The organism is Nocardia sp. NRRL S-836 (assembly GCF_001279525.1).
Taxonomy (GTDB): domain Bacteria; phylum Actinomycetota; class Actinomycetes; order Mycobacteriales; family Pseudonocardiaceae; genus Lentzea.
In genome coordinates this window covers 124,252-148,368 of the sequence record NZ_LGDY01000125.1, presented here as the reverse complement: position 1 = coordinate 148,368, position 24,117 = coordinate 124,252, and the positions used below count along the sequence as shown (strand labels likewise).

Genomic DNA, 24,117 nt, shown 5'->3' with positions numbered 1-24,117 from the left:
TAGGAGCGCCGTGGGCCGCACGCCTTTGGACACGCCTGCGCGTCAGCAGGAGGTCTTCGCCGCCGTGCTCCACGTGTTCGCCGACGTCGGGTACGCCCGGTTCAACATGGACCTCGTCGCGAGCCGGGCCAGGGCGAGCAAGGCGAGCCTCTACCAGCGCTGGCCCTCGAAGGCGCGGCTGATCGTGGACGCGCTGAAGGCGAACATGCCGGTGCTGGCCCAGCCGGACGAGGGCTCGTTCGCCGAGGACGTGCGGGCGATCATGCGGTCGTGGGGCGAGCCGATGCCGTTCGACCTGGCGGGGATCTTCCTCGGCCTGCTGGAGGGCAGCAGGCAGGACGCCGACCTCGTGCGGCTGCGCGAGGAGCACATCGACCGCACCTACACCGAGCCGCTGCGCGTGGCCGTGGACCGGGCGAAGGCCCGCGGTGAGCTGCCGCGCGACCTCGACGCCGAGTTCCTGCTGACCGCGCTGGTCTCGACGTTCGTGCTGCGGTCGGCGGAACACGACGTGGTCGGGGGCATCGTCGACGGCCTGCTGAGACCGCTGATCGGCTGATCCTTCGCCACCGAACCACTCGTCACGGAGTAGCTGCTGCGCTACGTTCGGTCATGGACGCAAAAGAACAGTTCTGTTCTGTTGAAGGGAACACCGTGACCGAAGCCGCTGTCTGCCCCGTTCACCACGAACGCGACCACCCCCTCCAGCCGCCGATCGGGTTCGCGGAGGCCGTCAGCGACGGCCCGGTCAAGATGCTGTGGCCCAACGGCGTCGAGGCGTGGGTGGTCTCCAGCTACGCCGGTGTGCGGAAGGTGCTGTCCGACCCGCGCTTCAGCACCCGCAAGGGCGGCCACCCGGAGATGCGCACCGACGACGGTGAACCGGTCCTCGACGCCGACCAGCCGGGCAACATCAACGCCATCGACGGCGAGGCGCACCTGCGGCTGCGCCGTCCGCTCTCGCGCGGGTTCATGGTCAAGCGGATGAACCAGCTGCGTCCACGCATCCAGCAGATCGTCGACGAGCACCTCGACGCGATGGAGGCCAAGGGCGCACCGGCCGACCTGGTCAGCTCGCTGTGCCTGCCGCTGCCGTCGCTGGTGATCGCCGAGCTGCTGGGCGTGCCGCCGGAGCACCAGGAGCTGTTCCAGGCCACCGCGGGGGAGATGTTCGGCAAGAACGGCTCGAAGGACGAGTACCTCGCGCACGCCACCAAGCTCGCCGAGGTGCTCGCGCCGATCGTCGCCGCGAAGAAGGCCGCCGGCACGAACGACGACCTGATCGGCCTGATGGCCAACGACACCGACTTCAGCATGGAAGAGCTGATCTTCCTGTGCATCGGGCTGCTGGCGGCCGGGCACGAGACCACGTCGAACTTCCTCGGCCTGTTCACGCTGCACCTGTTCGAGCGCCCCGACCAGCTGGAGGTCCTGCGGCGCGACCCCGGCCGCGCCGACGTGGTGGTCGAGGAGCTGATGCGCTACACCATCGGCCAGCTCGGCGGTCCCGGCCTCACCCGGCGCGCGACCGAGGACGTCGAGGTCGACGGCGTGCTGATCAAGGCGGGCGACTGGGTGAGCGTGTCGCTGATGGCGAACCTCGACGAGGAGCTCTGCCCGCGGGCCGGGGAGCTCGACCTGGAGCGCGACGCCGTGTCGCACCTGGGTTTCGGCTTCGGCCCGCACCAGTGCCTGGGCGCCAACCTGGCCCGCGCCGAGCTCCAGATCGGCCTGCGGTCGCTGTTCGAGCGGTTCCCGGACCTGCGCCCGGCCGTGCCCGTCACGCAGCTGACCTACCGCAACGACATGATCACCTACGGCGCTGCCGAGATCCCGGTGGTGTGGTGAGCATGGTCGTCCGGATAGACCAGGAGAGGTGCATCGGGGCGGGCCAGTGCGTGCTCGCCGCACCGGAGGTGTTCGACCAGTCCGACGAGACCGGCACGGGTCTCGTGCTGCTGCCGGAACCGCCGGCGAGCCTGTTGCCGGGGGTGCGTGACGCGGTGGACCGGTGCCCCGCCGGGGTGGTGACCCTGGAAGAGTGACTTGATCGGCCGTTCCGGTGAGGCGTCATCACCGGGAATGGAATCAGCACCCTTTCGCTGACACCTCGATGGCCCTTTCCCGTCACGCTGTTCGTCCAGAATCGTGGGCGCGCCCGCCACACCGCTGTGGCGGGCGCGCCCACGTCCGTTCCCGGAGCCGAAAGACCCTTCCCGGCCAGGGCGGACGACGAGATGGTGACGACGGGGCGGTGAGTACCGGTGGTGTGGCGGGTACCCGTTCCGGCGGGTGGCCGACGCATGTCAGGAGGGCCAGCGATGTTCGACGGTGACGCATTTCCCGCTCGCGTGGACAGAACAGACGTGCGGCACGTGGAAACGTTGACCAGCGCGCTCCGTGCGCTGGACCACGAATACGGTGGCGGTGCCTGCCGGGACGCCTGTGTGGCCCTGTTGAACTGGGCCACCCCGTTGCTCGGCACCGGCGAGCCGGCCCGTGTGCTGCGGCGCCTGCAGGTGGCCGTCGCGGACCTGCACAACCTGGCCGGCTGGGCGTCGTTCGACCTGGGCCTGCTGGAGTCGGCGCACCTCCACTTCGGCCGTGCGATGGACCTCGCGCGCGCGGCCGGCAACTGCGCGTTGGAGGCGAACATCCTCTACCGCATGGGCCGCGTGCACCTGCACCACGAGCTCGCCGAGGACGCGCTGGCCTCGTTCCGCCGCGGCCTGCCCGTCGCGCAGGCCAGCGGCTCCACGCTGGCGATGGCGATCCTGCACGCCAACGAGGCGTGGGCGCTGGCGAAGATGGGCGCCGAAAAGCACGCTTTGCGCCAGTTCGCCTGCGCGGAGGAGGAGTTCCACCGTTCGTCCCGGGAGGACCCACCGCCGTGGGCCCGGTTCTTCGACCTGGCCGACCTGGTGTCCATCGGCGGCATGGTGCACACCGAGCTGGCCCGCACCTGCGATGTGAGGTACGCGCGGTCCGCGATCCCGTTGCTGACGCGGGCGATCGCCTCCTGCGGTGCGGACGCGGCGCGCAGCCAGTCGTTCCGGCTGGCCGCGCTGTCGATGAACCACCTGGTGCGCAACGAGGCCGAGCAGGCGCGGGACGTCGGGGTGCGGGCGATCGAGGTCTCCGGGCCGATCAGGTCGGTGCGGACGCGGGACCGGATGCGGCCGTTGAAGAAGGAGGCGGAACGGCTGCGCGGCAACGAGGCCGCCGACGAGCTGTGCGCGCGGCTGGGGGAGTTCATGGCGGCACCCAGGGGCGCGGCCTGAGCCGTGGAAGGCGTCGCCAGGGCCCGAGGAGAGGTTGGGCTTCGAACCCCGGCGACGCCGTCGAGCAGGAGCGGCACCCCGCTGGGGGGCCAAGGGTGCCGCTCCCGGTTCAGGGGTGTCAGCAGCGGATCTCGGTGCTGGCGCGGTAGACCATGGCGCCGGAGTTCCACTCGGCGTAGGCGGAGGTGCAGGTGTTCAGCGTGTCCGTGCCGGACGACCACAGCTCCTGCTGCCGGTAGCCGCCGTCCCTGCGGCCCGCGTGGCCGTACGGCTCACGTGACCACTCGTTGCCCCACTTCTCGATGATGACGAACTCGGGCGTGTACGGCGCACCGCCGCCGTGGACGCTGTCCCAGGTGTAGATGTAGGCCCAGTTCTTGCCACAGCCCTTGAACTGCTTGACCGAGGCCCACTTCTGCCCGCCGGACCCGATGTAGGCGGTCTTGCCGATCTGCGTCACCGGCCCGCAGCCGGGAGCGCTCTCGGCCTGCGCCTCGCCGGACGTCACGACACCCAGGAGCAACGCGGCGACGGCGAGGAAGGTTGTCCTCTTCATGGGCGAGAAGCATCACGTCACCCGCTGACATTTCGCTGACACCTTGGGTTACCGGCTGGTTAGGATCGGGCCATGCCGCGGTGGGAGTTCAAGGTTCTCGGATCGTTGCAGGTCATCGACTCGGGCCAAGCTGTGGAACTGCGCTCGGCCAAACAGCGCGTCCTGCTCGCCGCGCTGCTGATGAAGGCCAACGCGCCGGTGTCGTCCTACGAGCTGATGGAACACCTGTGGGGCGAGGAACCTTCCGGCTCGGCGCGCGCGACACTGCAGACGTACGTCATGCGGTTGAGGCAGTCGCTGGACGACCTCGCCGACCGCAAGCTCGTCCGCACGTGGCCGACCGGCTACTCGATCCACGTCACGGACGACCAGCTCGACCTGCTGACGTTCCAGCGGCTGCGGGCCGAGGCCAGGCGCGCTCCGGACCTGGAGACCGAGGCGCGGCTGCTCGGCGAGGCGGCGGCGTTGTGGCGGGGGCCCGCGCTCGACCAGCTGTCGTCGTTGCGGATGGAGCAGACCGACGTGCAACGGCTGAACGAGCAGCGCTGGGAGGTGCTGGAGCGGCGCAACGACGCCGAGCTCCAGCTGGGACGGCACGACCAGCTCGTCGACGAGCTGCGCTCGCTGGTCGCCCAGCACCCGCTGCGCGAACGCTTCTGGTACCAGCTGATGCTCGCCCTGCACCGCACCGGCCAGCAGGCGCAGGCGCTCGACGTCTACCGCAGGGCCAGCGAGGTGCTCGCCGACGAGCTGGGCATCGACCCGAACGCCGAGCTGCGCGCGTTGCACATGGAGGTGCTGGCGGGGTCGTCCGCACCGGTGTCCGTCCAGTCGGGACCGTCGTGGCTGCCGCCCGCGGTCGGCGACTTCTCCGGCCGCGCGGACGAGGTGGCGCGGCTGACGGCCGGGCTGCGCCGCGGTGGCACGTGGACGATCACCGGGTCCGGCGGGGTCGGCAAGACCTCGCTGGCCGTGCACTGCGCGCACCTGGTGCGCGACGCGTTCCCCGACGGCCAGCTGTACCTGAACCTGCGCGGTGGCGAGCAGAAGCCGGTCGAACCGGCGGCGGCCCTGGACCGGCTGCTGCGCGGCCTCGGTGTGTCCGGCGGCGCCATCCCGTCCTCTGTGGACGACCGGGTCGACCTGTACCGGGACCTGTTGTCGGACCGGCGGATCCTGGTCGTGCTCGACAACGCGGTCAACGAGGCCCAGGTGCGGCCGTTGCTGCCCGGCACGTCCTCCGGTGCGGCGCTGGTGACGTCACGGGCGGCGCTCGCGGGCCTGGAGGCCGCGCACGTCGTGCCGCTCGACGTGCTGCCCGCCGCGGACGCGCTGGGGCTGCTGCGATCGGCACTGGGTGACGCGCGGGTGGCCGCGGAACCCGCTGCGGCGCAGGCGATCGTGACCTACTGCGGGCAGCTGCCGCTGGCGTTGCGCGTCGCGGCCGCCCGGCTGGTCGCCCGCCCGCACTGGCAGCTCGCGAAGCTCGCCGGCCGCCTGTCCGACGAACGCCGCCGCTTCGACGAGCTGTCGCTGGGCGACCTCGACGTGCGGGCGTCGCTGGCCCTGTCCTACGACGGCCTCGGCGAGACGCACCGCCGCGCGTTCCGCCTGCTGTCACTGGTCGACACGCCGGACTTCCCGGCGTGGGTGGCGTCGCCGTTGCTGGGCCTGGACCTGGACGACGCCGAGGACCACGTCGAGGCCCTCGTGGACGCCCGCCTCGTCGACTACGCGGGCCGCGACGCCGTGGGCCAGGTGCGCTACCGCCTGCACGACCTGCTGCGCGCGTTCGGCCGGGAAGCCGCCGACGAGGACCCGGCCGTCGCGCTGAAACCGCTGTTCGAGCACTGGCTGAACCTGGTCGCGCGTGCCGACGCCGACCTGCCGCACCAGGGCATCCGGCTGGAACCGCTGCCACTGCGGCCGTTCGACCTGGGCGACGCCGCCGAGTGGTTCGACGCGGAGTGGCTCAACATCCAGGCGGTGCTGACCCAGGCCGCCGCGCTGGGCCACGGCGACCTGGCGGCGGACCTGGCGATCCGCTCGTCGGCGTTCTGCGACCTGCGCGCCCGCTTCGACGACTGGGAGCAGCTCAACCAGATCGGCCTGACCCACGGCCCCGCCTCCCGCAAGCCCGTGCTGTTCCAGCAGCGCGGCATCCTGTGCGTGCGACTGCACGACTACACCGAGGCGTCACGCAACTTCCAGGCCGCCCAGGAGGGGTTCGCGCAGGCCGGCGACGCGTGGGGCGAGGCCTACGGCTGGTACGGCATGGGCTGGATGCACGAGTGGAGCGGCCGGTCGCTGGAGGCCCGCGCGGCACACCGCGAGGCGATGGCCCGGTTCGTCGCCTCCGGCAACCCGCACGGCGAGATCGAGGTCCTCTGCTCGCTGGGCGCCATCGAACGCCGCGCCGGCGGGCTGACGGCCGCGCAGGGCTACCTGGAACGCGCGCGGCGCCTGGCCGGGCAGCTGGGCGACGAGCAGAGCGAGCTGATGGCGACGCTCGAACTGGGGCGGCTGCACCAGTTCACCGGCGAGCTGGACCTGTCGGCGACGTTCCTGCGGTCGTCGCTGGCGGCGGCGCAGAAGCTCGGCGACCCGGACATGGCGGCGAACATCCGGCTGTTCCTGGCGGACACACTGGTGCGCTCGGGGGCTGCCGGGCCGGCCGAGGAGCAGCTGCGGCAGGCGTGGGAGTTCTTCGAGGAACACGACGACCGGCAGGGGCGGATCTGGGTGTGGCGGCTGCGGTCCGGGCTCGTCTCGGCGCCGGAGGAGGCGTTGCGGCTGGCGACGCTCGCGCTGGACGAGGTGCGGCAGATGGACTCGCCGCCAGAGCTCGGGCGGTCGTTGCGCGTCATGGGGGATGCGTTGGAGCGGTGCGGGCGGGGGGAGGAGGCTCGGGGGTACTGGCGGCGGGCTGAGGAGACGTTGACCGCGGCCGGGTTCCAGGCGGAGGTGGATGAGCTGCGGGTGGCGATGTCGTGACGGGAGCGTTCGTCTGTCGCCTTGGGGCCGGGGTTGGGTTGCGTCCGTTGGCCTGTCGCGGGGCATCGGCCGTCCGGCCGTATTCGCGCTGAACCGTCCCGCTGAAACCCACGACGTGTTTAAGGTGGCGGAATGGCGGAGGACGGGTTCGTCGTGGTGCACGGCGCCAACCGGGGCAGCAACGTGTTCCTGCACCTCTTCGCCGTGGCGTTGATGCTCACCGGGCCGATCGTCTACGTGACCAACGACGGCAGCACGGTGGGGATCGTGCTCACGGTGCTGCTGGTGCCGCTGGGCATCGGGGTGTGGCGAGGTGTCGGGCGTGCCAAGCGGCGGTTGCTGCGGCTGGACGAGGTGGGGTTGCCCGCGACCGCCGTGGTGCTGTCCATGGAGCCGATCAGCGAGGACGCCACGGTGCGGGCGCGGCTGTGGATCAGCGGGCCGGACGTGCCCGCGTTCGGGGCCGAGCACGACGCCCGGTACCACCCCGCCCTCAGGCCGGGGAACAGGCTCGCCGCCGTGGTCGATCCCGACGACCACCACGACTTCGAGCTGGACTACTAGTCGGCAGCCGGTCAGCGGACGTGCGGCGGCGCTAGCCCTGGTTCTGGCTGAGCACCGTGTCGACGGTGACGCCGGAGGCCACGATCATGCTCAGCAGCGGGTCGGGGACCTGCCGGTGGAACTGCACGACGTAGTTGTCGGCGGTGGAGAAGAGCGCCTTCGTCATGCCCTGCCAGGTCTTCGTGATCCGCGCGACCTCGGTGTCGGTGTGGTCGCAGATCGAGAAGTTCCACGCGCGCCAGTTCTCCGCGTAGATGCCGCCGACCTTCATGCCGTTCGACACGAACGCGAACCGCACCTTGCCGAAGACGTTCTCCTGCACGATCTCGCCGATCGGCATGCCGTCGCCGCGTTCGACCAGGACCTTGGACTTCCACATGGTCGCAGGGCGGGTGAGGCGGAGCAGGGGGCGGCCGTGGACGTCGCGGATCTCCAGGCGGACGTCGAGCATCGAGTCGAGCTTGGTGAAGGCGCGCAACGCTTTCGCCGCGCCGCTCTGGCCGACCTGTTCGACGGTGCCGATGTGGCGGGCGTGCTGGTCGTAGACGACGTAGGAGTTCGACATCTCCACGAGCTTCGCCTTCTGGTTCACGACCAGGACCGGCTCGGTGAAGAGGGTTCCGCCGCCGCCCGCGACCGGTTGCCCGACGCCCGCGCGCTGGACCTGCTGGGCGACGCGGTCCTGGCCGGTGCCGCCCACCGCCAGTTCCAGGTGGTGGGCGTCGGTCTGCTGCTGCCGCGGCTGGACGTGCTGGGTCCACTGGGTGCCGTCCCACCAGCGCACGAAACGCTGGTCGGCGTTGTCGGGGTACCAGCCGGGCGCGAAGTTCATGCGCACGAGACTAGTGTGGGAGTTGTTGTGGCACGCCGAGATGCACGGGTTCGCGCAGCGCAAATGGCCTGAGGTGGCAGGAACCGGACAGGGTGGCGGAGCCAGGCGACGAGGTGTCGCCTGGCTCCACGCCCCACGGCTACCGCGCGCGGATCAGCTGATGGTGATCGCGCTCGCCGGGCACAGGCCCGCCGCTTCCTTGGCGGTGGCCTCGTGCGCGGCGTCGGGGTGCTCCTGCAGGAGCACGACCGTGCCGTCTTCCTCGTTCTGGTCGAAGAGGTCCGGGTCGGTCAGGACGCACATCCCCGATCCGCAGCACTTCGACTGGTCGACCGAAATCTTCATGCTCACCACGCTACTGGCAACGAGTGGACCCCGTAGATGCCCATGTCGCTGCGCAGCGGCACCTCCTCCGGCTCGACGTCGAGGCGGAGGTCGGGGAACGCCGCGAACAGCTTCGTGAACCCGACCCGCATCTCGATGCGGGCGAGCTGCTGGCCCAGGCACTGGTGGATGCCGTGGCCGAACGCGACGTGGCCGGTGGCCGGGCGGCGCAGGTCGAGCTCGTCGGGGTTGTCGCCGAACTTCTCCGGGTCGCGGTTCGCGGCCGGCACGTGCATCAGCACGGTGTCACCGGCCTTGATGAGGTGGCCGTCGATCTCCACGTCCTCGGCCGCGGTGCGGACCGGTCCGAAGTGGATGATCGACAGGTACCGCATGAGCTCCTCGACGGCGTTGTCGATGACCTCCGGCTCGTCCTTGAGGATCTTGAGCTGGTCGGGGTGCTGCAGCAGCGTGAACGTGCCGAGGCCCAGCATGTTCGCCGTGGTCTCGTGACCGGCGAGCAGCAGGAGCATCGCCATGTTCGACGCTTCCTCGTCGGTCGGCTCCCCGGTGGCGAGCAGGTCGCTGATCATGTCGTCGCCGGGGGCGGCCTTCTTGCGGTCGATCAGCTCCCGCATGAACTCCTGGATGCGCGCGAACGCCGCCATGGCCTCCTTGAAGGTGGTGTCCAGGGACAGCATCTTCGCCGTGTCCTCCTGGAAGCGGTGCCGCTCGTCGTAGTCGACGCCCAGCAGCGCGCAGATCACCAGTGAGGGCACCGGCAGCGCGAACTCCTTGACCAGGTCCGCCTTGCCGCCCAGCGAACGCATGTGCGCCAGCTGGTCGTCGACGATCTGGCCGATCCACTCGGACAGCTGGTTCATCCGCCGGACGGTGAACTGGCCCTGCAGCATCCGGCGCAGCCGGGTGTGGTCCGGTGGGTCCTGGCTCAGGAACATGCCGGGCTGGGTCTTGCGGCCCTCCTCCGGCGCCTCGCCCTGGAACCGGGCGTCGATCAGGTGGTGCTTCTCCGGTGCGTTCGTGAACTTGGGGCTCCCCAGCACCTCGCGCACCTGGTGGTGCCCGGTGACCAGCCAGCCCAGGTGGCCGTCGGAGAACCGCAGCCTGCTGATGCGGGCCTGTTCCCGGATGGCCGTGATCCCGGCGGGCGGGTCGAACGGGGCCTGTCGCGTGATGGGCAGTTCCTCGGAGATCAGTTCGGTCATCTCGCACACCTCCCAGTGCTCAGTAGAAGACCTGTTCGGAAGCTACAGAAGTTTCACGACTTTGTGAAGGTGAATTGGGGGTGACGGTCCGCCACCGGCCGAAATCTGTCCGCATCTGCCGGTCGTGGGTCGCTACGGCCACGGCCGCCCTCGTCCGCAGCAGTGCCTCGGTCAGCTCGTCGACCAGGGCGATCGACAGGTGGTTGGTCGGTTCGTCCAGCAGCAGCACGTCCGGGCCGCCGCTGAGCAGGACGGCCAGCTCCAGCCGCCTGCGCTGCCCAGTGGACAGGTGGCGGACCGGGCGCGCGAGGTCTTCCGCTGTCAGCAGACCGAGTTCCGCCGCCCGCGAACACACCTGTGCCGCGGTGGCGTCCTCGTCCTCGAACGCCGACTCCTGCGCGAGCAGCGCGATCTTGCCCGCGTGGTGCACGGTGCCGTGGGCGGGCCTGATGCGGCCGGCGAGGACGTTGAGCAGCGTGGTCTTGCCCGCGCCGTTCGGTCCGGTGATGAGCAGCCGGTCGCCCGCGCCGAGCGAGATCGGCTCGGCGAGGACCAGCCGTCCTGGCACCTCCAGTGGCGTCGCGTGCAGGAGGTCGCCGTCGGCGGTCAGCTCGGGCGGGGTGAAGCGCAGCGGTGGCGGGGGAGCGGTGACGCGGTGCTCGTCCAGCTCGTCCAGCCTGCGGGCGACGTTGCGCATCTTGCTCGCCGCACGGGTGCCGCGCTTGTGCTTGGACGCGCCCTTCGGCGGGCGCCAGGCGTCCTGGAGCCGGCTCTGCGCGCGGTCGACCTTCTCCGCGAGCTCGTCGTGCTCGGCGGCCTCCTGGGCGAACCGCTGCTCCCAGCGCCGCCGTTCGGCGCGCTTGGTCTCCTTGAACGCCCGGTAGCCGCCGCCGTGCAGGCGCACCTCGCCGTCCGGCGTCGGGTCGAGGTCGAGCAGCTGGGTGCAGACGTCGTCGAGCAGCGTGCGGTCGTGGCTGACCAGCACCACCACGCCGGGGTGCCGCAGCAGGCGTTCGGTGAGGAAGCCCAGCGCCGCGGCGTCCAGGTGGTTGGTCGGCTCGTCGAGCAGCAGGACGTCGGCGCGTTCGGCCAGCAGGCAGGCGAGCCGGACCCGGTAGCGCTGGCCCACCGAGAGGTGCGCGAGCCGGGTGGCCGGGTCGTGGTCCGCGCCGAGCGCCTTGAGCGCGACGTCGGCGCGGCGGTCCGCGTCCCACGCCTCGATGTTCTCGGCGTGCGCGAGGGCCTCGGCGTAGCGCTGCTCGTCGAACGGCGCCGCGGCACTGTCCAGTTCGGACAGTGCCGTGCGGCTCGCGTGCAGCGCCTCGGTGAGCAGGTCTCCGACCGCCTCCTGTTCGTGGAACGGCATCTCCTGCCGCACCAGGCTCAACGAACCGTGCCGCGTGACGGTTCCGTGGTCGGGTGCCAGGTCGCCGGCGAGCAGGCGGAGCAACGTGGTCTTGCCGCGGCCGTTCTCGCCGATGACGCCCAGGCGCTGGCCCGCCGAGACCGTCAGCGAGATGCCGTCGACGACGGGGCCGGCCTCATAGCCCTTGGTGAGGTCATGGGTCGTCAGGTGAACATGCGAACGCATGGGAGATCTTCTTCCGGGTACGCGAAATCAGGACGTGTGGCTGGGCGACACGTCCTGGCTCAGAGGTAGAAGACCCCGTACCCGAATCCCATGAGGACCAACGTACCTACGGTCGCAACGCCTTTTCGATCGCCCTGCGCAGGTCCTGGCGGCTCTCCTCGGTGCCCGGCCGCGGGCCGCCGGTGCTGCCGCCGCCGACGAGCCGGTAGAACAGCAGGCCTTCGAGGAACGCCATGATGTGCCCGCCGGACGCCTCCGGGTCCTCGTGCCCCAGCGCCCGCGCGAGCTCCGTGGCCCGTTCGCGCGGGGAGTGGACGAGGATCGACCTGAGCTCCGGGTGGTGTGTGGCCTCCAGCATCGCCGCGTACCGGGCGAGCGTGCGGTTGCGCCCGACGAGCCAGCTGTCGATGGTCTTCGCGAGGCTGCCGGCCAGGTCGTCGGTGTCGAGGACGACCTCCTCCTGCTCCTGGACGGCGAGCCGCTCCACGAGCCCCTCGATCAACGCCTTGCGCGTGCGGAAGTACGCGCTGGTCGACCCCTCCGGCAGCCCGGCGTGGCGGTCGACGGCCCGGTGGGTGAGACCGCGCATGCCGGAGGTCGCCACCAGTTCGATCGCGGCGTCGGTGATCAGGTCCCTGCGCATGTGCTCCCCGGCATCTCTACAGCTGTAGTCTACAGGTGTAGTGTCCTCTACGCCTGTAGAGGAGGAACCGTGAAGGCGATCGTGGTCGGCGGCGGCATCGGTGGGCTGGCCGCGGCGGTGTCGTTGCGGCGCGTGGGCTGGGAGGTCGAGGTCCGCGAACGGGCCGCCGCGTTCGGCGAGATCGGCGCCGGTGTGGGTGTGATGCCGAACGCGCTGCGGGCGCTGGCGTGGATGGGCCTGGAGGACGAGGTCCGGCGGCTGGGCACCCCGCGCGTGTCGGGTGGCGTGCGCGCGTCGGACGGCCGTTGGCTGGCGCACGTGCCCGACGTCGGCCAGGAGAAGATCATCGCGATGCACCGCGCCGACCTGCACGGCGTGCTGCTGCGCGCGTTGCCGCCGGAGATCCTCTTCAAAGACGCCGAGGTGACCAGCGCCGAGGAGCTGGACGCCGATCTCGTGGTGGCGGCGGACGGGATCAACAGCCGCCTGCGGGCGGAGGTGCTGCCCGGCGCGCCGGGGCCGGTGTACGCGGGCGCCACGGCGTGGCGAGGGGTGGCGCCGGGGCCGCACGTCCTGCCGATCACACAGACCCTCGGTCCGGGCGGCGAGGCGGGGGTCCTGCCGCTGGGTGACGGCCGGGTCTGCTGGTACCTCGCACGGGTGGCGCCGCCCGCCGCGGAACTCGACCCCGTGGCGTTGTTCGCCGACTGGCACGACCCGATCCCGGAGCTGGTGGCGTCGACCGCGGACGTGATCCGGCACGACATCCACCACCTGCCGCCGCTGCCGACGTTCGTCTCCGGGCGGGTGGCGCTGCTCGGCGACGCGGCGCACGCGATGACGCCCTACCTCGGGCAAGGCGCGTGCATGGCGCTGGAGGACGCCGTGACGCTGGCGGTCTGCGACGGTGACCTGGCCCGGTACGACGCGGTGCGCCGGCCGCGGACGCAGGCGGTGTGGCGGGGGTCGTTGCTGGCCGGGCGGTTCGGGATCGAGGTGCGGTCGCCGCTGGCCGTGGCGGTGCGCAACCTCGTGTTCCGGGCGGTGCCGTCGAAGCTGGCCGTGCGCGGGATGGCGCGGTTCACCTCGTGGGAGGTGCCTGGGGTTGTCACTCGAACGGGTCGGATTCCGTCGTGAACTGGATCACCGGTCACCGTTCGGTCGCGGCGAGATAACGGCTCAAAACCACTCCATGTCCCCGCCTCCGCCACCCGGTTGCGGTATCAAGTAGTCGCTGAGCGTGTCGGACGCGGTCCGGTGCTCCGAGCGGCGTAGCACGTCAGGCGGTTTCCGGCACCCGGAAGCGCAACTACGGTGCCTCGCCATGATCCCCGTCCCGACTGATGTGATGCCCCGTTCCCTCACCGCGTTCCCCCCGGCGCAGGTCGAGATCGACATCGCCGAGGTGGAGGACTTCGTCCGCCTGCACCACGCAGAACACCCCGACCTGGGTCCGGTCGAAGCCCGTCTCGCCGAGGTGCACGCCGAGATCGCGGCGACCGGCACCTACCGCCACACCACCGCCGAGCTGACCTTCGGCGCGCGGGTGGCCTGGCGCAACAGCTCCCGCTGCATCGGCCGCCTCTACTGGCGCAGCCTGAAGGTGCGCGACCTGCGGGAGGTGTCCGCCCCCGCCGACGTGGCCGCGCAGTGCGTCGAACACCTCCGCCTGGCCACGAACAAGGGCAAGATCCGGCCGCTCATCTCGATCTTCTCCCCGGCCGAGCCCGGCATGCCCGCCCCGCGGATCGTGAACGAGCAGATCGTCCGCTACGCCGCCTACCGGGGCCCCGACGGCGGCGTGCTCGGCGACGCCCGCAACCTCGCCCTCACCGACCTGGCGGTCGAACGCGGGTGGCGGCCGCCCGCCGTGCGCGGGCCGTTCGACGTGCTGCCGCTGCTGGTGTCCTGCGAGGGCCACGACCCCGCGCTGGCCGAGATCCCGGCCGACGCGGTCCTGGAGGTGCCGCTGTCGCACCCGGAGCTGCCGTGGCTGGCCGCGCTGGGCGTGCGGTGGCACGCGGTGCCCGCGATCAGCAACATGCGCCTGCGCATCGGTGGCATCGACTACCCCTGCGCACCGTTCAACGGCTGGTACCTGGGCACCGAGATCGGCGCCCGCAACCTCGCCGACCACGACCGGTACGACCTGCTGCCCTACATCGCCAAGCGGATGGGCCTGGACATGTCGTCCGAGGCGACGCTGTGGCGCGACCGCGCCCTGATCGAGCTCAACCGCGCCGTCCTGCACTCGTTCGGCGAGTCCGGGGTGACGATCACCGACCACCACACCGAGTCGAAGAGGTTCCTGACGCACCTGGAGAAGGAGGAGGCCGCCGGACGTTCCTGCCCGGCCGACTGGTCCTGGATCGTGCCCCCTGTGTCGGGCGGCCTCACGCCGGTCTACCACCGCTACTACGACACCGGTGAACTGCTGCCGAACTTCTTCCCCGCAGAGACTCCCGGGAAGTGCCCTGTCGCACACTGACCAGGTGCAGCTCGCCAGAAGCCTGACCCTCACCGACGCCGTCTTCGTCGGGCTCGGCTCGATGATCGGCGCCGGCGTCTTCGCGGTGTTCGCCCCGGCCGCCGCGGCCGCCGGGTCCGCGCTGCTCGTCAGCCTCGTGATCGCCGGCGTGATCGCCTGCTGCAACGCGTTGTCGAGCGCCTGGCTCGCGGCGCGGTATCCGCGGTCCGGCGGCACGTACGTCTACGGCAGGGAACGCCTCGGGCGGGTGTGGGGCGACCTGGCCGGGTGGGCGTTCGTGCTGGGCAAGACGGCGTCGTGCGCGGCGATGGCGCTGACCGTCGGCACGTACGCCGGAGCGCCGAAAACCGTTGCCGTGGCGGCGGTCGTGGCGCTGACGGTGCTCAACCTGACCGGCGTCCAGAAGTCCGCGCTGGCCACCCGGATCATCGTGGTCGCGGTGCTGCTCGTGCTGGTCGCCACCACCGTCACCGCACGCGATGCCACACAGCCAGCACAGTTCCTGCCCGCGGGAATCCTCCCCGCCGCCGCGCTGCTGTTCTTCGCGTTCGCCGGCTACGCGCGCATCGCGACCCTCGGAGAGGAGGTCAAGGAACCGGAGCGGACGATCCCGCGTGCGGTGGTCATCTCGCTGGCGATCACCCTGGTCGTCTACGCGGTCGTGGCGGTCACGGCGTTGTCCGCGCTGGGCGGTGACCTCGCCACGAAGACGCTCGCCGACGTGTCACCCGCGCTGGCGCCGGTGATCAGGATCGCCGCCTGCCTGGCCGCACTGGGATCGCTGCTGTCGCTGCAACTCGGCGTGAGCCGGACGGCGCTCGCGATGGCGCGCGATCGCAGGCTGCCCCGGCAGCTGGCCGACCTGCGCGCCGCCGAGGTCGCCACCGGCGTGGTCACGATCGCGTTGGTGCTCACCGTCGACGTCACGCGTGCGATCGTGTTCAGCTCGTTCTGCGTGCTGCTCTACTACGCCATCGCCAACGCCAGCGCGTGGACGCTCGGTAAGCGGGTCGTGCCCGCCGTTGGGCTCGTCGGGTGCCTCACCCTGGCCGGTGCGGTGCTCTGGCAACTGTGATGTGGCCCAGGTCACCTTTGATCGCGTAACGTGCGTACGGTGAAAGTGGGAACACCCGCAGAGTCGCGGCCCGCCGAGCGTCGCGTCGCCTGCGTACCGGAAACGGTGTCGTCGCTGGTCGATGCCGGGCTGACCGTGCACGTCCAAGAAGGTGCGGGGCGCCACGCGCACGCTCCCGACGCCGCGTACCGCGCGGCCGGGGCGACCGTGACGCCCGAGGACCCGTCGGCGGAGTCGGACGTCGTCGTGTCCGTGCAACCGCTGACCGTCGAACAGGCCGGGAAGCTCAAACCCGGCGCCGTCACGATCAGCTTCCTGCAGCCCGCGACCGAGCGGGACCTGATCGACACCTACCGGGAGCGGCGGGTCACCTCGTTCAGCTTCGACCTGCTGCCCCGCGTCACCCGCGCCCAGACCGCCGACGCGTTGTCCTCGCAGGCACTCGTCGCCGGCTACCGGGCGGTTCTCGTGGCGGCGGAACGGCTTCCGCGCTTCCTGCCGATGTTCACCACCGCCGCGGGCACCGTGCCACCGGCCAAGGTGCTCGTCCTGGGCGCCGGGGTCGCGGGCCTGCAGGCCATCGCGACCGCACGCCGCCTCGGTGCCGTGGTCGAGGCGTACGACGTGCGCAAGGCGGCGGGCGAGGAGGTCCGCAGCCTGGGCGCGAAGTTCCTGGAGCTCGACCTGGAGACCCAGTCCGGCGTCTACGCGTCCGTGCAGTCCGAGGAGTTCCTGGAACGCCAGCGGGAGCTCATCGGCGAGCACGTCGCCGCGTCCGACGTCGTGATCACCACGGCCGCGATCCCCGGCCGCAAGGCGCCCGTGCTCGTGACCACCGACATGCTCAAGGCGATGGCACCCGGTTCCGTGGTGGTCGACCTGGCGGCGGAGTCCGGCGGCAACTGCACGAGCTCCGTTGCCGGAGAGGAGACCTGGGTCGGCGACGTGCTCGTGCACGGCGTGCGGAACCTGCCGTCGACCATGCCCGTGCACGCGAGCCGCCTGTACTCGCGCAACGTCCTCAACCTGCTCAAGCTGATGGTCGTGGACGGCGTCGTCATGCCGGACCTCGCCGACGAGGTGCTCGCCGGCTGCTGCGTCACCCACGACGGTCAGATCCGCAAGGAGCTGCCGTGATCGACCTGCTGACGATCTTCGTGCTGGCCGTGTTCGTGGGCTTCGAGGTGGTCTCGAAGGTGTCCACGATCCTGCACACGCCGCTGATGTCCGGCGCCAACGCCATCCACGGCGTGATCCTGGTGGGCGCGATCCTGATCACCGGGTCGGCCGAGAGCACGCTGGAGCTCGTGCTCGGGCTGCTCGCGGTGTTCCTGGCCACGGTCAACGTGGTCGGCGGCTTCGTGGTGACCGACCGGATGCTGGAGATGTTCAAGAGATGACCGTCGGGCTGATGTACCTCGTCGCGGCGCTGTGCTTCATCCTGGCGCTGAAAGGCCTGAGCTCGCCCAAGTACGCGCGCCACGGCAACTTCATCGGCGCGTTCGGCATGCTCGTCGCCGTCGTCACCGCGTACGTGCACGGCGTCGTCCACAACGGACTGTGGATCCTGCTCGCCGTCGCACTCGGTGTGGTGGTGGGCGTTCCGGCGGCGCGGTCGGTGAAGATGACCGCCATCCCGCAGATGGTGGCCCTGTTCAACGGGGTCGGTGGCGCCGCGGCCGCGCTCGTCGCCCTCGCCGAGTTCTTCGCGGTCCCCGTCCCCGGCCTGCTGTTCACGCTCGCGACCGTGCTCACGGTGCTGATCGGCTCGGTCAGCTTCTCCGGTTCGGTGGTGACGTTCCTGAAGCTGCAGGAGCTGATGACGACCAGGCCGGTGCTGTTGCCGGCCGGTCAGCAGCTCGCGATCGCCGCGGGGGTGTCCTCGGTCGCCCTGGGCGCGCTCGTGGTGACGTCGGGGTCGGGGCTGCTGCTGTGGTTGCTGGCCGTCGCGGGGCTCGCGCTCGGTGTGCTGTTCGTGCTGCCGGTCGGCGGTGCGGACGTGCCGATCGCGATCTCGTTGCTGAACGCGTTCACCGGGCTCGCGGTCGCGGCCTCGGGCTACGTGCTGGCCAACACGCTGCTGATCGTCGCGGGCACGCTCGTCGGCGCGTCCGGCACGATCCTGACCCGGCTGATGGCGCAGGCGATGGGGCGGCCGCTCACCAACATCCTGTTCGGGGCGTTCAAGGCCACGACCGCCGCCGTGCAGGGGGAGGAGCAGCGGTCGGTCAAGTCGGGCACGGTCGAGGACGTCGCGATCCTGCTGGGGTACGCGAACAACGTGGTCGTGGTGCCCGGCTACGGGCTGGCCGTCGCCCAGGCCCAGCACGCCGTGCGCGAGCTCGTGGCGCAGCTCGAACGCCGCGGGGTCTCGGTCTCCTACGGGATCCACCCGGTCGCCGGTCGCATGCCGGGGCACATGAACGTGCTGCTGGCCGAGGCCGACGTGCCCTACGAGCAGCTCAAGGAGCTCGACGACGTCAACCCCGGCATCACGTCGGTCGACGTCGCCGTGGTGGTCGGCGCGAACGACGTGGTGAACCCCGGTGCGCGCGACGAGCCGTCGAGCCCGATCTACGGCATGCCGATCTTCGACGTCGACCGCGCGAAGTCCGTGGTGTTCATGAAGCGGTCGATGCGGCCGGGTTTCGCGGGTGTGGACAACGAGCTGCTGTACAACCCGAAGACGACGCTGCTGTTCGGTGACGCCAAGGAGTCGCTCACGAAGCTGCTGGCGGCGGTGAAGCAGCTGTAGCCAGCAGCTCGGTCACCTCGGCCGCGGTCAGCGCGGGCAGCAGCCCGATCACGGCGTCCGCGCCGGCCTCCCGCCAGTGCCCGGCGTCCTCCAGCGTGTGCACCTCGTCCACGCCGAACCGCACGCCGAAGCTGTGCACGGTCGCCACCAGGTCGCGCATCGCCTGGCGCAGCGGGGAGTCCGGGCCGGGAGCGGGCGCGCGGGCGATCACCGAGCGGACCGGGACCTCGGCCAGCACGGCCAGTTCGTCGTGGCCGCCCCGGAAGCCGTCGAGCGCGACGACGATTCCGTTGTCGTGCAGCACCACCGCGTTGTCGTCGCCGGCCAGCACCGAGGAGATGTCGAGCGCGATCCGCAGCCGTTCCGGTGGCAGGCCGGTCTCGTCGAGGGCGCGTTTGACGTCGGCGACCAGGTCCTCGTCGCGCGACTGCAGGGCGCCCAGCGCGACGTGCAGCGTGGGCGCGCGGTCACCGAACTCCGCCACCCACCTCGCGGCCTGTCCGCACGCCTCGCGCAGCAGCCACCGGCCCAGCGGCAGCGACAGGCCGGTCGAGTCGGCGAGCGCCATGGTGTCGTTGTGGCTCAGGTCGTCCCAGTGCAGGCGGGCGACGGCGCCGAGCACCGCGCGGTTCTCCAGGTCGTGCGCCGGCGCGTAGACGATCTCCAGCTCGCCGTGCTCCCACGCGCCCGGCATGGACGCGGCCAGCGCGTACCGGCCACGTCTGCGCGCGTCGTCGTGCGGGTCGTGCAACGCCCACTGCCGCTTGCCGCGGGCTTTCGCCTGGCGCAGGGCGGCGTTCGCGCACCGCATCAGCTCGCCGGCGGTCGCGAACGCCGGCGGCCGGTCGACCACGCCGATGCTGACCGACAGCGCGATGCCGTGATCGTCCACAAAGGTCGGTTCGGTGAGCGCGCCCTGGATCTCCTCGATCGTCGCGGTGACGTTGTCGGAGGTCGTCATCAACGCGAACTCGTCGCCGCCGATCCGTGCCAGCACGGCGCGCTTCTCGCCGGCCAGGTTGCCGAGGCGGCTCGCGACGATCTTGAGCAGCTTGTCGCCGGTGTCGTGCCCGAGGCCGTTGTTGACCACCGAGAACGCGTCCAGGCCCAGGTGGTAGAGGGTGATCTGGTCGGTGTCGCGCCGTCGTTCCACCTGCGTCATGAAGTGCTGGCGGTTCGACAGGCCGGTCAGCGAGTCGTGCAGCAGCTGGTGGTCGAGGCTGCGCTGCAACAGGTGCAGCTCGCTGATGTCCTCGACCATCGTCACGAAGTGGGCCGGCTCGCCGTCCGCGTCGCGCAGCAACGACACCGCCAGGAGCACCCACACCGGTTCGCCGTCCACGCGGATCAGCGTGCGCTGGTCGCGGAACCGGTCGGCGCGCCCCTCGCGCACCCGCTGGTACGAGACCCCCAGTGCGGCGGCGTCCTCCGGGTGGAAGAACTCGATCAGCTCGCGGCCGGCGAGCTCGGTACCCGCCTCCAGCCCGACGATCTCGGCCAGCGTGTCGTTCGCCTCCACGCACCTGCCGTCGAAGCCGGTGATCACGATGCCCAGCGCGGAGGAGGCGAACACCTCCCGGAACCGCGCCTGGCTCACCTTCAGCGTGCGCTCGACCCGCTGTTTGGCCCGCACGATCGCGACCTTGATCTGCTCCTGCTGGTCGAACGCGTCCAGCCGCATGGCGTGTGCGTACGCGGAGCTGAGCCGGGCGAGCACGGGCAGCCCGAAAGCGGGGGAGAGCTCCTCGATCGTGACACGCAACGAGTCGGGACCGGTTGCGTGCAGTGACACCAATCGATTCGCGACCGTTTCAGGGGACTCCGGCAGCTCCCGCAGCGCGTCGAGCAGCGTGCGCTCGATCTCGGCGTGGGACAGCGGGATGTACGCGGTCGAGATCAGCGCGTGCATCCAGCGGCGGGCGAGCGGCGGAAGTTCCATGCTGTCACAGAGCGTACGGATTGACCGCCGCCCGGCCAACATGGAACGGGGGCTAGACCTTGCGGCCGACTACTGCGTAGATGCCCGCCTTGTCCGGATCATCGGTGTTCGTGCCCTCCGGCCGCCACAGCGGCAACGGCACGATGCCCGGCTCGACCACCTCGAACCCGTCGAGGAACCCCTCGATCTCGCTCCTCGTGCGCGGGAACATCGGGTTCTGGCTCTTCTTCATGACCTCGACCACGCCGGCCATCTCCTCCGGCTGGAGGTCCTGCGTGAACTGCGAGAACGCCAGGTAGCTGCCCTCGGGCACGGCGTCGCGGTAGGCGGCCACGACCGCACGCGGGTCAGCCTGCGGCGGCACGAAGTGGAAGACCCCCACGGTCAGCACGCCGACGGGCTGGGAGAAGTCGACGAGACCGCTCTCCCGTGCCGCCGCCAGCACCGCGGCGGGCTGGGTCATGTCCTCCTGGATGATCGTCGCGTTCGGGTGGTCCTCCAGGATGAGCTGGCTGTGCGCGACCGCGACCTCCTCGAAGTCCACGTACACGACCCGAGCGCGCGCGTCCGCCGTCTGCGCGATCTCGTGCACGTTGCCGACCGTCGGGATGCCGCTGCCGAGGTCGAGGAACTGCCGGATCCCGTTGACCATCATGAACAACACCGCCCTGCGCAGGAACGCCCTGTTCAGCCGCGCGATGGTGCGCGCGTTCGGCTGCGCCTGCAGGAACCTCTCCGCCAGCGCCCGGTCGGCCGCGAAGTTGTGCCCCCCGCCGAGCAGGTAGTCGTACAGGCGAGCGGCACTCGGCTTGCCGGTGTCGACGCCCTCAGGAACCCAGCTCACCCGTTCAGACATGCGCCACAGGCTACTGAGACGGAGCCCGCACATGGCAGGGGTGGCGCCCTTTTGGACTAGTGGATGTTGGTGCGGTCATTGGAAAACGTGAACCACCAGCGACGCGACGGCGACACCGAGCGCGGTGCCGAGCCCGCGCGAGACGTTGACCATCCCGCTGCCCACCCCCGCCTGCCGGTCCGGCAGCGCGGTCATCACCCGTTTCGTGCAGGACGGCGCGACGATCCCCAGCCCGATGCCCGCCGCGAGCAGCTGGAGCACCGGCGGCACCGGCAGGACCACCGCGGTCGCGACGATCAACGCCCCCGTCCGCGCCCCCGGCCCGTGGACGAGCGTGGCGGCGATCGCGAACCCGATCGGCAGCGCGGCGACCGTGAGCCCGATGTGCGCCAACGGCTGGTTCATCGTGAACGGCAACAACGTCATCGGCGCGAACAACGCCGCGTACGTGAGCCCGACCCCCACGAGCCCCGGCAGCACCTTGACCGTGGGCCTGGCCCGTTCCTCCGGCGTGGTCCTGGTGCGGGGGAGCAGGTAGTGGCCCGCGATCATCGCCGTGACGCCGATCGGCACGTTGATCGCGAACACCGCCTGCCACCCGTGGTGCTCGACCAGGTACCCGCCCAGCAACGGCCCCGCCGCGAGCCCGGCCGCCTGCGCCGCGGCCTGGATCCCCAGCGCCTTGCGCCGCTGGCCGACCGGCACGTTCGTCGTCACCAGCGCGACGCTGTTGGCCTGCAGCATCGCCGCCCCCGCCGCCTGCGCGATCCTGGCCCCGACGAGCAGCTCGAAGCTCGGCGCGTACGCGCACGCCACCGACGCCGCCGTGAACAACGCGAACCCGTAGATGTAGACGATCTTGCGTCCGGCCCGGTCCGCGATCCTGCCCATTGGGACGAGCAACGCCACCAGCGTGACCAGGTAGCTGATCGAGATGAGCTCCGGGTCGTGCCCGAAGTGCTCCGCCATCGCCGGGAACGCGAGCGTGACGATCGAGGCGTCCAGCTGCCCCATGAACGCCCCGAAACACACCGTCGCGATGACCAACCAACGCGCCCTCGGCCAGCGCGCGATCCACGCCGGCCGGGGAGACTCCGTGACGAACCAGTTAATCGTACCCAGATCATATCTGACACAGAGCTATTAGCCGGTGTTCAGTAGGATTTCCGCATGTCAGACGAAGCCCGCACGCTCACCGACGTCGTCACCCGCCTGCGCCGGGCGCTGCGGACGAGCATCCGGGCGGACTGGCCGTGGGAGTCCCTGCCGATGGCGCAGGTAGAGCTGCTGCAAACCCTCGCGGAACGCCCGCCGATGAAGGTCGGCGACCTCGCCGCGGTCCTGCGCTTGGCCCCCAACACGGTCTCCGGCCTGGTGTCCCAACTGATCGACTCGGGCCTCGTGGTCCGCGGCGCCGACCCCAGGGACCGACGGGTAGCACGGCTATCCGTCTCACCCCGTGGACACGAACAGCTGCTCGTCTGGCAGCGCGAGCACGAGAAGCGCATCGGCGCCGCCCTGGGCAAGCTGGAGGCGTCCGAACGGGAGGACGTCGTGCGCGCGCTGAAGGCCCTGGACCACCTGGTGGAGCACCTTGCCGAACCGTCCTGACCCCCGGTTCGTGGCCCTGGTGTCGCTGGGCGGCGGCATCGGCGGTGTCGCGCGCTACGGCCTGTCGGTGTTCGTGCCGGGGGCGCTGGGGCTGTTCGTCATCAACGTGCTGGGCTCCTTCCTGATCGGCGTGCTGATGGGGACCGTGCCGCGGCCGTTGGTCCGGGCGTTCTTCGGGGTCGGTTTCCTGGGCGGGTTCACGACGTTCTCGTCCTACGCCGTCGCCGGGCGGCCGTTGTTCCTGCTGCTGACGCCGGTGTGCGCGATCGCCGCGGCGTTCGTCGGGTTGCGGGTGACGCGGTGACGGTCGTGGCGGTGTTCGTGGGCGCGGCCCTGGGGGCTCCGGTGCGGTACCTGATCGACTGGGCCGTCAAGGCGCGGTACGGGTCCGGCTTCCCGTACGGGACCCTGGTCGTGAACGTGCTGGGGTGTTTTCTGATCGGGTTCTTCGCAGGGACGGCCTGGATGCCGTTGCTCGGGGTCGGGTTCTGCGGTGGGCTGACGACCTATTCGACGTTCAGCTATGAGACGGTTTTGCTGCTGGAGCAGGAGAAGTACCGGCCGGCACTGGTGAACGTGGTGGTCGGCGTGACACTCGGCGTGGGAGCGGCGGCGGCAGGTTTGGCTCTGTCACGCTGATCTCGTCCCGCAGCCAGCGACCGATGAACGTGCGCACCGCGGCGGTCAGTTCGGCTTTGTCCAGCCACCGAAGTGCGTCGGCACGCGAGGATGCCTCCATCCTGCCGTTCATGAGCATCGTGTGGACCGGCCCGCACGTTCCAGACGCCCGATAGGTGTCGAGCAGCTCCAAGTACGGCAAGGCGAGCATGAGGCGCAGGCTGTCGGTGCGCCCCGCGCACGTGTTCAGGAAGACGTCCGATTCGGCGAACGTGGTCGCCGGCGCCCACGGGACCGGCTGCTCGGCGATGGTGTCGGCGATGGTGTCGGCCGCGCTGTCCGCGAACGGCAGCGTGTGGGGGTAGAGCAGGTTCTGCGCCGCGCTGGGATGGGTGTCGCGGTGGAATGTGCCGCGGACGTACATGGCCGCCACTCCGAAGCGTCGTACCAGCCGCTCCAACGACTCGGGCTGTGCGAAGAGGACCGCCGCTCCCCAGGGCGAGGTGTTCCACACCTGGACGAGGTCCTCGCGGTGCCGGGCGACCAGCTCACGCTGCACCGCCGCCCACCTGGTGTCCTCCGACGTGGCGCCGCGGACGAGGTTGGCGAGCACGACGGCGGCACTGACGGCGTGCTCCCGGATGTGCCGTCCGAGCTCGTCGGCCACCGCTGTCTCGATCACCCGGAGGTTGGCGGGTGAGGCGGTGTGCAGGCAGTTGTACAGCGCGTCGTCGATGTCGGAGAGATCGGCTCTCGCGATCGTC

The 24,117-nt window shown here is 70.8% G+C and carries 24 protein-coding genes; 15 read left to right on the top strand and 9 right to left on the bottom strand.

Features of this window, described 5'->3' with window-relative positions:
- Positions 1 to 10: 10 nt before the first annotated feature.
- From ADL03_RS34250 to ADL03_RS34235, 4 genes are all read left to right on the top strand, one after another.
- On the top strand, positions 11 to 559 hold the full coding sequence (locus ADL03_RS34250) for a TetR/AcrR family transcriptional regulator (protein ID WP_157529562.1): 549 nt from the start codon (positions 11 to 13) through the stop codon (positions 557 to 559).
- A 95-nt stretch (positions 560 to 654) separates the two neighbouring features.
- Positions 655 to 1,848: a cytochrome P450 gene (locus ADL03_RS34245; RefSeq protein WP_053737742.1), complete on the top strand. Its 1,194-nt coding sequence runs from the start codon at positions 655 to 657 to the stop codon at positions 1,846 to 1,848.
- 2 nt (positions 1,849 to 1,850) lie between these two features.
- A complete protein-coding gene (locus tag ADL03_RS34240; protein ID WP_053737861.1) occupies positions 1,851 to 2,045 on the top strand; it encodes a ferredoxin in 195 nt (64 codons plus the stop codon).
- Positions 2,046 to 2,447: 402 nt separating this feature from the next.
- Complete coding sequence (locus ADL03_RS34235) at positions 2,448 to 3,281, top strand: hypothetical protein (RefSeq protein WP_157529561.1); 834 nt, start codon at positions 2,448 to 2,450, stop codon at positions 3,279 to 3,281.
- 118 nt (positions 3,282 to 3,399) lie between these two features.
- On the opposite strand, the gene ADL03_RS34230 is transcribed toward ADL03_RS34235, so the two are convergent.
- The gene (locus tag ADL03_RS34230) at positions 3,400 to 3,837 is read right to left on the bottom strand and encodes a hypothetical protein (protein WP_053737740.1); all 438 of its coding nucleotides are present in this window, start codon (positions 3,835 to 3,837) and stop codon (positions 3,400 to 3,402) included.
- Between the two features lie 72 nt (positions 3,838 to 3,909).
- Between ADL03_RS34230 and ADL03_RS34225 the strand changes: the two genes are divergently transcribed.
- Both ADL03_RS34225 and ADL03_RS34220 read left to right on the top strand, forming a co-directional pair.
- The gene (locus ADL03_RS34225; RefSeq protein WP_053737739.1) at positions 3,910 to 6,831 is read left to right on the top strand and encodes a BTAD domain-containing putative transcriptional regulator; all 2,922 of its coding nucleotides are present in this window, start codon (positions 3,910 to 3,912) and stop codon (positions 6,829 to 6,831) included.
- Between the two features lie 132 nt (positions 6,832 to 6,963).
- Positions 6,964 to 7,395, top strand: a complete 432-nt coding sequence (locus ADL03_RS34220) for a hypothetical protein (protein ID WP_053737738.1) — start codon at positions 6,964 to 6,966, stop codon at positions 7,393 to 7,395.
- Between the two features lie 31 nt (positions 7,396 to 7,426).
- Here ADL03_RS34220 and ADL03_RS34215 read toward each other — a convergent pair whose 3' ends face one another.
- From ADL03_RS34215 to ADL03_RS34195, 5 genes are all read right to left on the bottom strand, one after another.
- Complete coding sequence (locus tag ADL03_RS34215; protein ID WP_053737737.1) at positions 7,427 to 8,227, bottom strand: phospholipid scramblase-related protein; 801 nt, start codon at positions 8,225 to 8,227, stop codon at positions 7,427 to 7,429.
- 153 nt (positions 8,228 to 8,380) lie between these two features.
- Positions 8,381 to 8,572 (bottom strand): ferredoxin, encoded by a 192-nt coding sequence (locus ADL03_RS34210; RefSeq protein WP_053737736.1) that lies wholly within the window; start codon positions 8,570 to 8,572, stop codon positions 8,381 to 8,383.
- 2 nt (positions 8,573 to 8,574) lie between these two features.
- A complete protein-coding gene (locus tag ADL03_RS34205; RefSeq protein WP_053737735.1) occupies positions 8,575 to 9,777 on the bottom strand; it encodes a cytochrome P450 in 1,203 nt (400 codons plus the stop codon).
- A 19-nt stretch (positions 9,778 to 9,796) separates the two neighbouring features.
- Positions 9,797 to 11,368 carry an ABC-F family ATP-binding cassette domain-containing protein gene (locus ADL03_RS34200; protein WP_063798800.1) on the bottom strand — a complete coding sequence of 524 codons (1,572 nt, stop codon included), beginning with the start codon at positions 11,366 to 11,368 and terminating at the stop codon, positions 9,797 to 9,799.
- Positions 11,369 to 11,474: 106 nt separating this feature from the next.
- On the bottom strand, positions 11,475 to 12,011 hold the full coding sequence (locus tag ADL03_RS34195) for a TetR/AcrR family transcriptional regulator (RefSeq protein ID WP_053737734.1): 537 nt from the start codon (positions 12,009 to 12,011) through the stop codon (positions 11,475 to 11,477).
- 69 nt (positions 12,012 to 12,080) lie between these two features.
- Between ADL03_RS34195 and ADL03_RS34190 the strand changes: the two genes are divergently transcribed.
- From ADL03_RS34190 to ADL03_RS34165, 6 genes are all read left to right on the top strand, one after another.
- Positions 12,081 to 13,148: an FAD-dependent monooxygenase gene (locus tag ADL03_RS34190; protein ID WP_053737733.1), complete on the top strand. Its 1,068-nt coding sequence runs from the start codon at positions 12,081 to 12,083 to the stop codon at positions 13,146 to 13,148.
- 187 nt (positions 13,149 to 13,335) lie between these two features.
- Complete coding sequence (locus ADL03_RS34185) at positions 13,336 to 14,499, top strand: nitric oxide synthase oxygenase (protein WP_197288891.1); 1,164 nt, start codon at positions 13,336 to 13,338, stop codon at positions 14,497 to 14,499.
- A 4-nt stretch (positions 14,500 to 14,503) separates the two neighbouring features.
- Entirely contained in the window at positions 14,504 to 15,574 is a 1,071-nt protein-coding gene (locus ADL03_RS34180) for an APC family permease (protein ID WP_255353441.1), read from the top strand.
- Between the two features lie 39 nt (positions 15,575 to 15,613).
- Entirely contained in the window at positions 15,614 to 16,711 is a 1,098-nt protein-coding gene (locus ADL03_RS34175; protein ID WP_053737860.1) for a Re/Si-specific NAD(P)(+) transhydrogenase subunit alpha, read from the top strand.
- Positions 16,708 to 16,974, top strand: coding sequence for an NAD(P) transhydrogenase subunit alpha (locus tag ADL03_RS34170; RefSeq protein WP_053737731.1), 267 nt, complete (start codon positions 16,708 to 16,710; stop codon positions 16,972 to 16,974). The genes ADL03_RS34175 and ADL03_RS34170 overlap by 4 nt, the downstream gene beginning before the upstream one ends.
- Positions 16,971 to 18,329, top strand: coding sequence for an NAD(P)(+) transhydrogenase (Re/Si-specific) subunit beta (locus ADL03_RS34165; protein ID WP_053737730.1), 1,359 nt, complete (start codon positions 16,971 to 16,973; stop codon positions 18,327 to 18,329). The genes ADL03_RS34170 and ADL03_RS34165 overlap by 4 nt, the downstream gene beginning before the upstream one ends.
- On the opposite strand, the gene ADL03_RS34160 is transcribed toward ADL03_RS34165, so the two are convergent.
- The 3 genes from ADL03_RS34160 to ADL03_RS34150 all read right to left on the bottom strand — a co-directional run bounded on the left by ADL03_RS34160 (position 18,295) and on the right by ADL03_RS34150 (position 22,171).
- The gene (locus ADL03_RS34160; RefSeq protein WP_082373699.1) at positions 18,295 to 20,268 is read right to left on the bottom strand and encodes a diguanylate cyclase domain-containing protein; all 1,974 of its coding nucleotides are present in this window, start codon (positions 20,266 to 20,268) and stop codon (positions 18,295 to 18,297) included. The two genes, ADL03_RS34165 and ADL03_RS34160, sit on opposite strands and share 35 nt — an antisense overlap.
- A 52-nt stretch (positions 20,269 to 20,320) precedes the next feature.
- Complete coding sequence (locus ADL03_RS34155; protein ID WP_053737729.1) at positions 20,321 to 21,124, bottom strand: SAM-dependent methyltransferase; 804 nt, start codon at positions 21,122 to 21,124, stop codon at positions 20,321 to 20,323.
- 75 nt (positions 21,125 to 21,199) lie between these two features.
- On the bottom strand, positions 21,200 to 22,171 hold the full coding sequence (locus tag ADL03_RS34150; RefSeq protein ID WP_053737728.1) for an MFS transporter: 972 nt from the start codon (positions 22,169 to 22,171) through the stop codon (positions 21,200 to 21,202).
- Between the two features lie 123 nt (positions 22,172 to 22,294).
- On the opposite strand from ADL03_RS34150, the gene ADL03_RS34145 reads away from it, so the two are divergent.
- The 3 genes from ADL03_RS34145 to crcB are packed head-to-tail and all read left to right on the top strand — an operon-like array spanning position 22,295 to position 23,374.
- Positions 22,295 to 22,735 (top strand): MarR family winged helix-turn-helix transcriptional regulator, encoded by a 441-nt coding sequence (locus tag ADL03_RS34145; protein WP_053737727.1) that lies wholly within the window; start codon positions 22,295 to 22,297, stop codon positions 22,733 to 22,735.
- Positions 22,719 to 23,039 (top strand): CrcB family protein, encoded by a 321-nt coding sequence (locus ADL03_RS34140; protein WP_197288889.1) that lies wholly within the window; start codon positions 22,719 to 22,721, stop codon positions 23,037 to 23,039. The genes ADL03_RS34145 and ADL03_RS34140 overlap by 17 nt, the downstream gene beginning before the upstream one ends.
- Complete coding sequence (gene crcB, locus ADL03_RS46060; RefSeq protein ID WP_082373698.1) at positions 23,036 to 23,374, top strand: fluoride efflux transporter CrcB; 339 nt, start codon at positions 23,036 to 23,038, stop codon at positions 23,372 to 23,374. The genes ADL03_RS34140 and crcB overlap by 4 nt, the downstream gene beginning before the upstream one ends.
- Positions 23,375 to 24,117: the final 743 nt, after the last annotated feature.

Excerpts from the sequence above, each read along its gene's own strand:
- ADL03_RS34240 (WP_053737861.1), top strand. The coding sequence starts at position 1,851 with ATGGTCGTCCGGATAGACCAGGAGAGGTGCATCGGGGCGGGCCAGTGC.
- ADL03_RS34230 (WP_053737740.1), bottom strand. The coding sequence starts at position 3,837 with ATGAAGAGGACAACCTTCCTCGCCGTCGCCGCGTTGCTCCTGGGTGTC.
- ADL03_RS34225 (WP_053737739.1), top strand. The coding sequence starts at position 3,910 with ATGCCGCGGTGGGAGTTCAAGGTTCTCGGATCGTTGCAGGTCATCGAC.
- ADL03_RS34220 (WP_053737738.1), top strand. The coding sequence starts at position 6,964 with ATGGCGGAGGACGGGTTCGTCGTGGTGCACGGCGCCAACCGGGGCAGC.
- ADL03_RS34215 (WP_053737737.1), bottom strand. The coding sequence starts at position 8,227 with ATGAACTTCGCGCCCGGCTGGTACCCCGACAACGCCGACCAGCGTTTC.
- ADL03_RS34210 (WP_053737736.1), bottom strand. The coding sequence starts at position 8,572 with ATGAAGATTTCGGTCGACCAGTCGAAGTGCTGCGGATCGGGGATGTGC.
- ADL03_RS34205 (WP_053737735.1), bottom strand. The coding sequence starts at position 9,777 with ATGACCGAACTGATCTCCGAGGAACTGCCCATCACGCGACAGGCCCCG.
- ADL03_RS34200 (WP_063798800.1), bottom strand. The coding sequence starts at position 11,368 with ATGCGTTCGCATGTTCACCTGACGACCCATGACCTCACCAAGGGCTAT.
- ADL03_RS34195 (WP_053737734.1), bottom strand. The coding sequence starts at position 12,011 with ATGCGCAGGGACCTGATCACCGACGCCGCGATCGAACTGGTGGCGACC.
- ADL03_RS34185 (WP_197288891.1), top strand. The coding sequence starts at position 13,336 with ATGATCCCCGTCCCGACTGATGTGATGCCCCGTTCCCTCACCGCGTTC.
- ADL03_RS34165 (WP_053737730.1), top strand. The coding sequence starts at position 16,971 with ATGACCGTCGGGCTGATGTACCTCGTCGCGGCGCTGTGCTTCATCCTG.
- ADL03_RS34160 (WP_082373699.1), bottom strand. The coding sequence starts at position 20,268 with ATGGAACTTCCGCCGCTCGCCCGCCGCTGGATGCACGCGCTGATCTCG.
- ADL03_RS34155 (WP_053737729.1), bottom strand. The coding sequence starts at position 21,124 with ATGTCTGAACGGGTGAGCTGGGTTCCTGAGGGCGTCGACACCGGCAAG.
- ADL03_RS34145 (WP_053737727.1), top strand. The coding sequence starts at position 22,295 with ATGTCAGACGAAGCCCGCACGCTCACCGACGTCGTCACCCGCCTGCGC.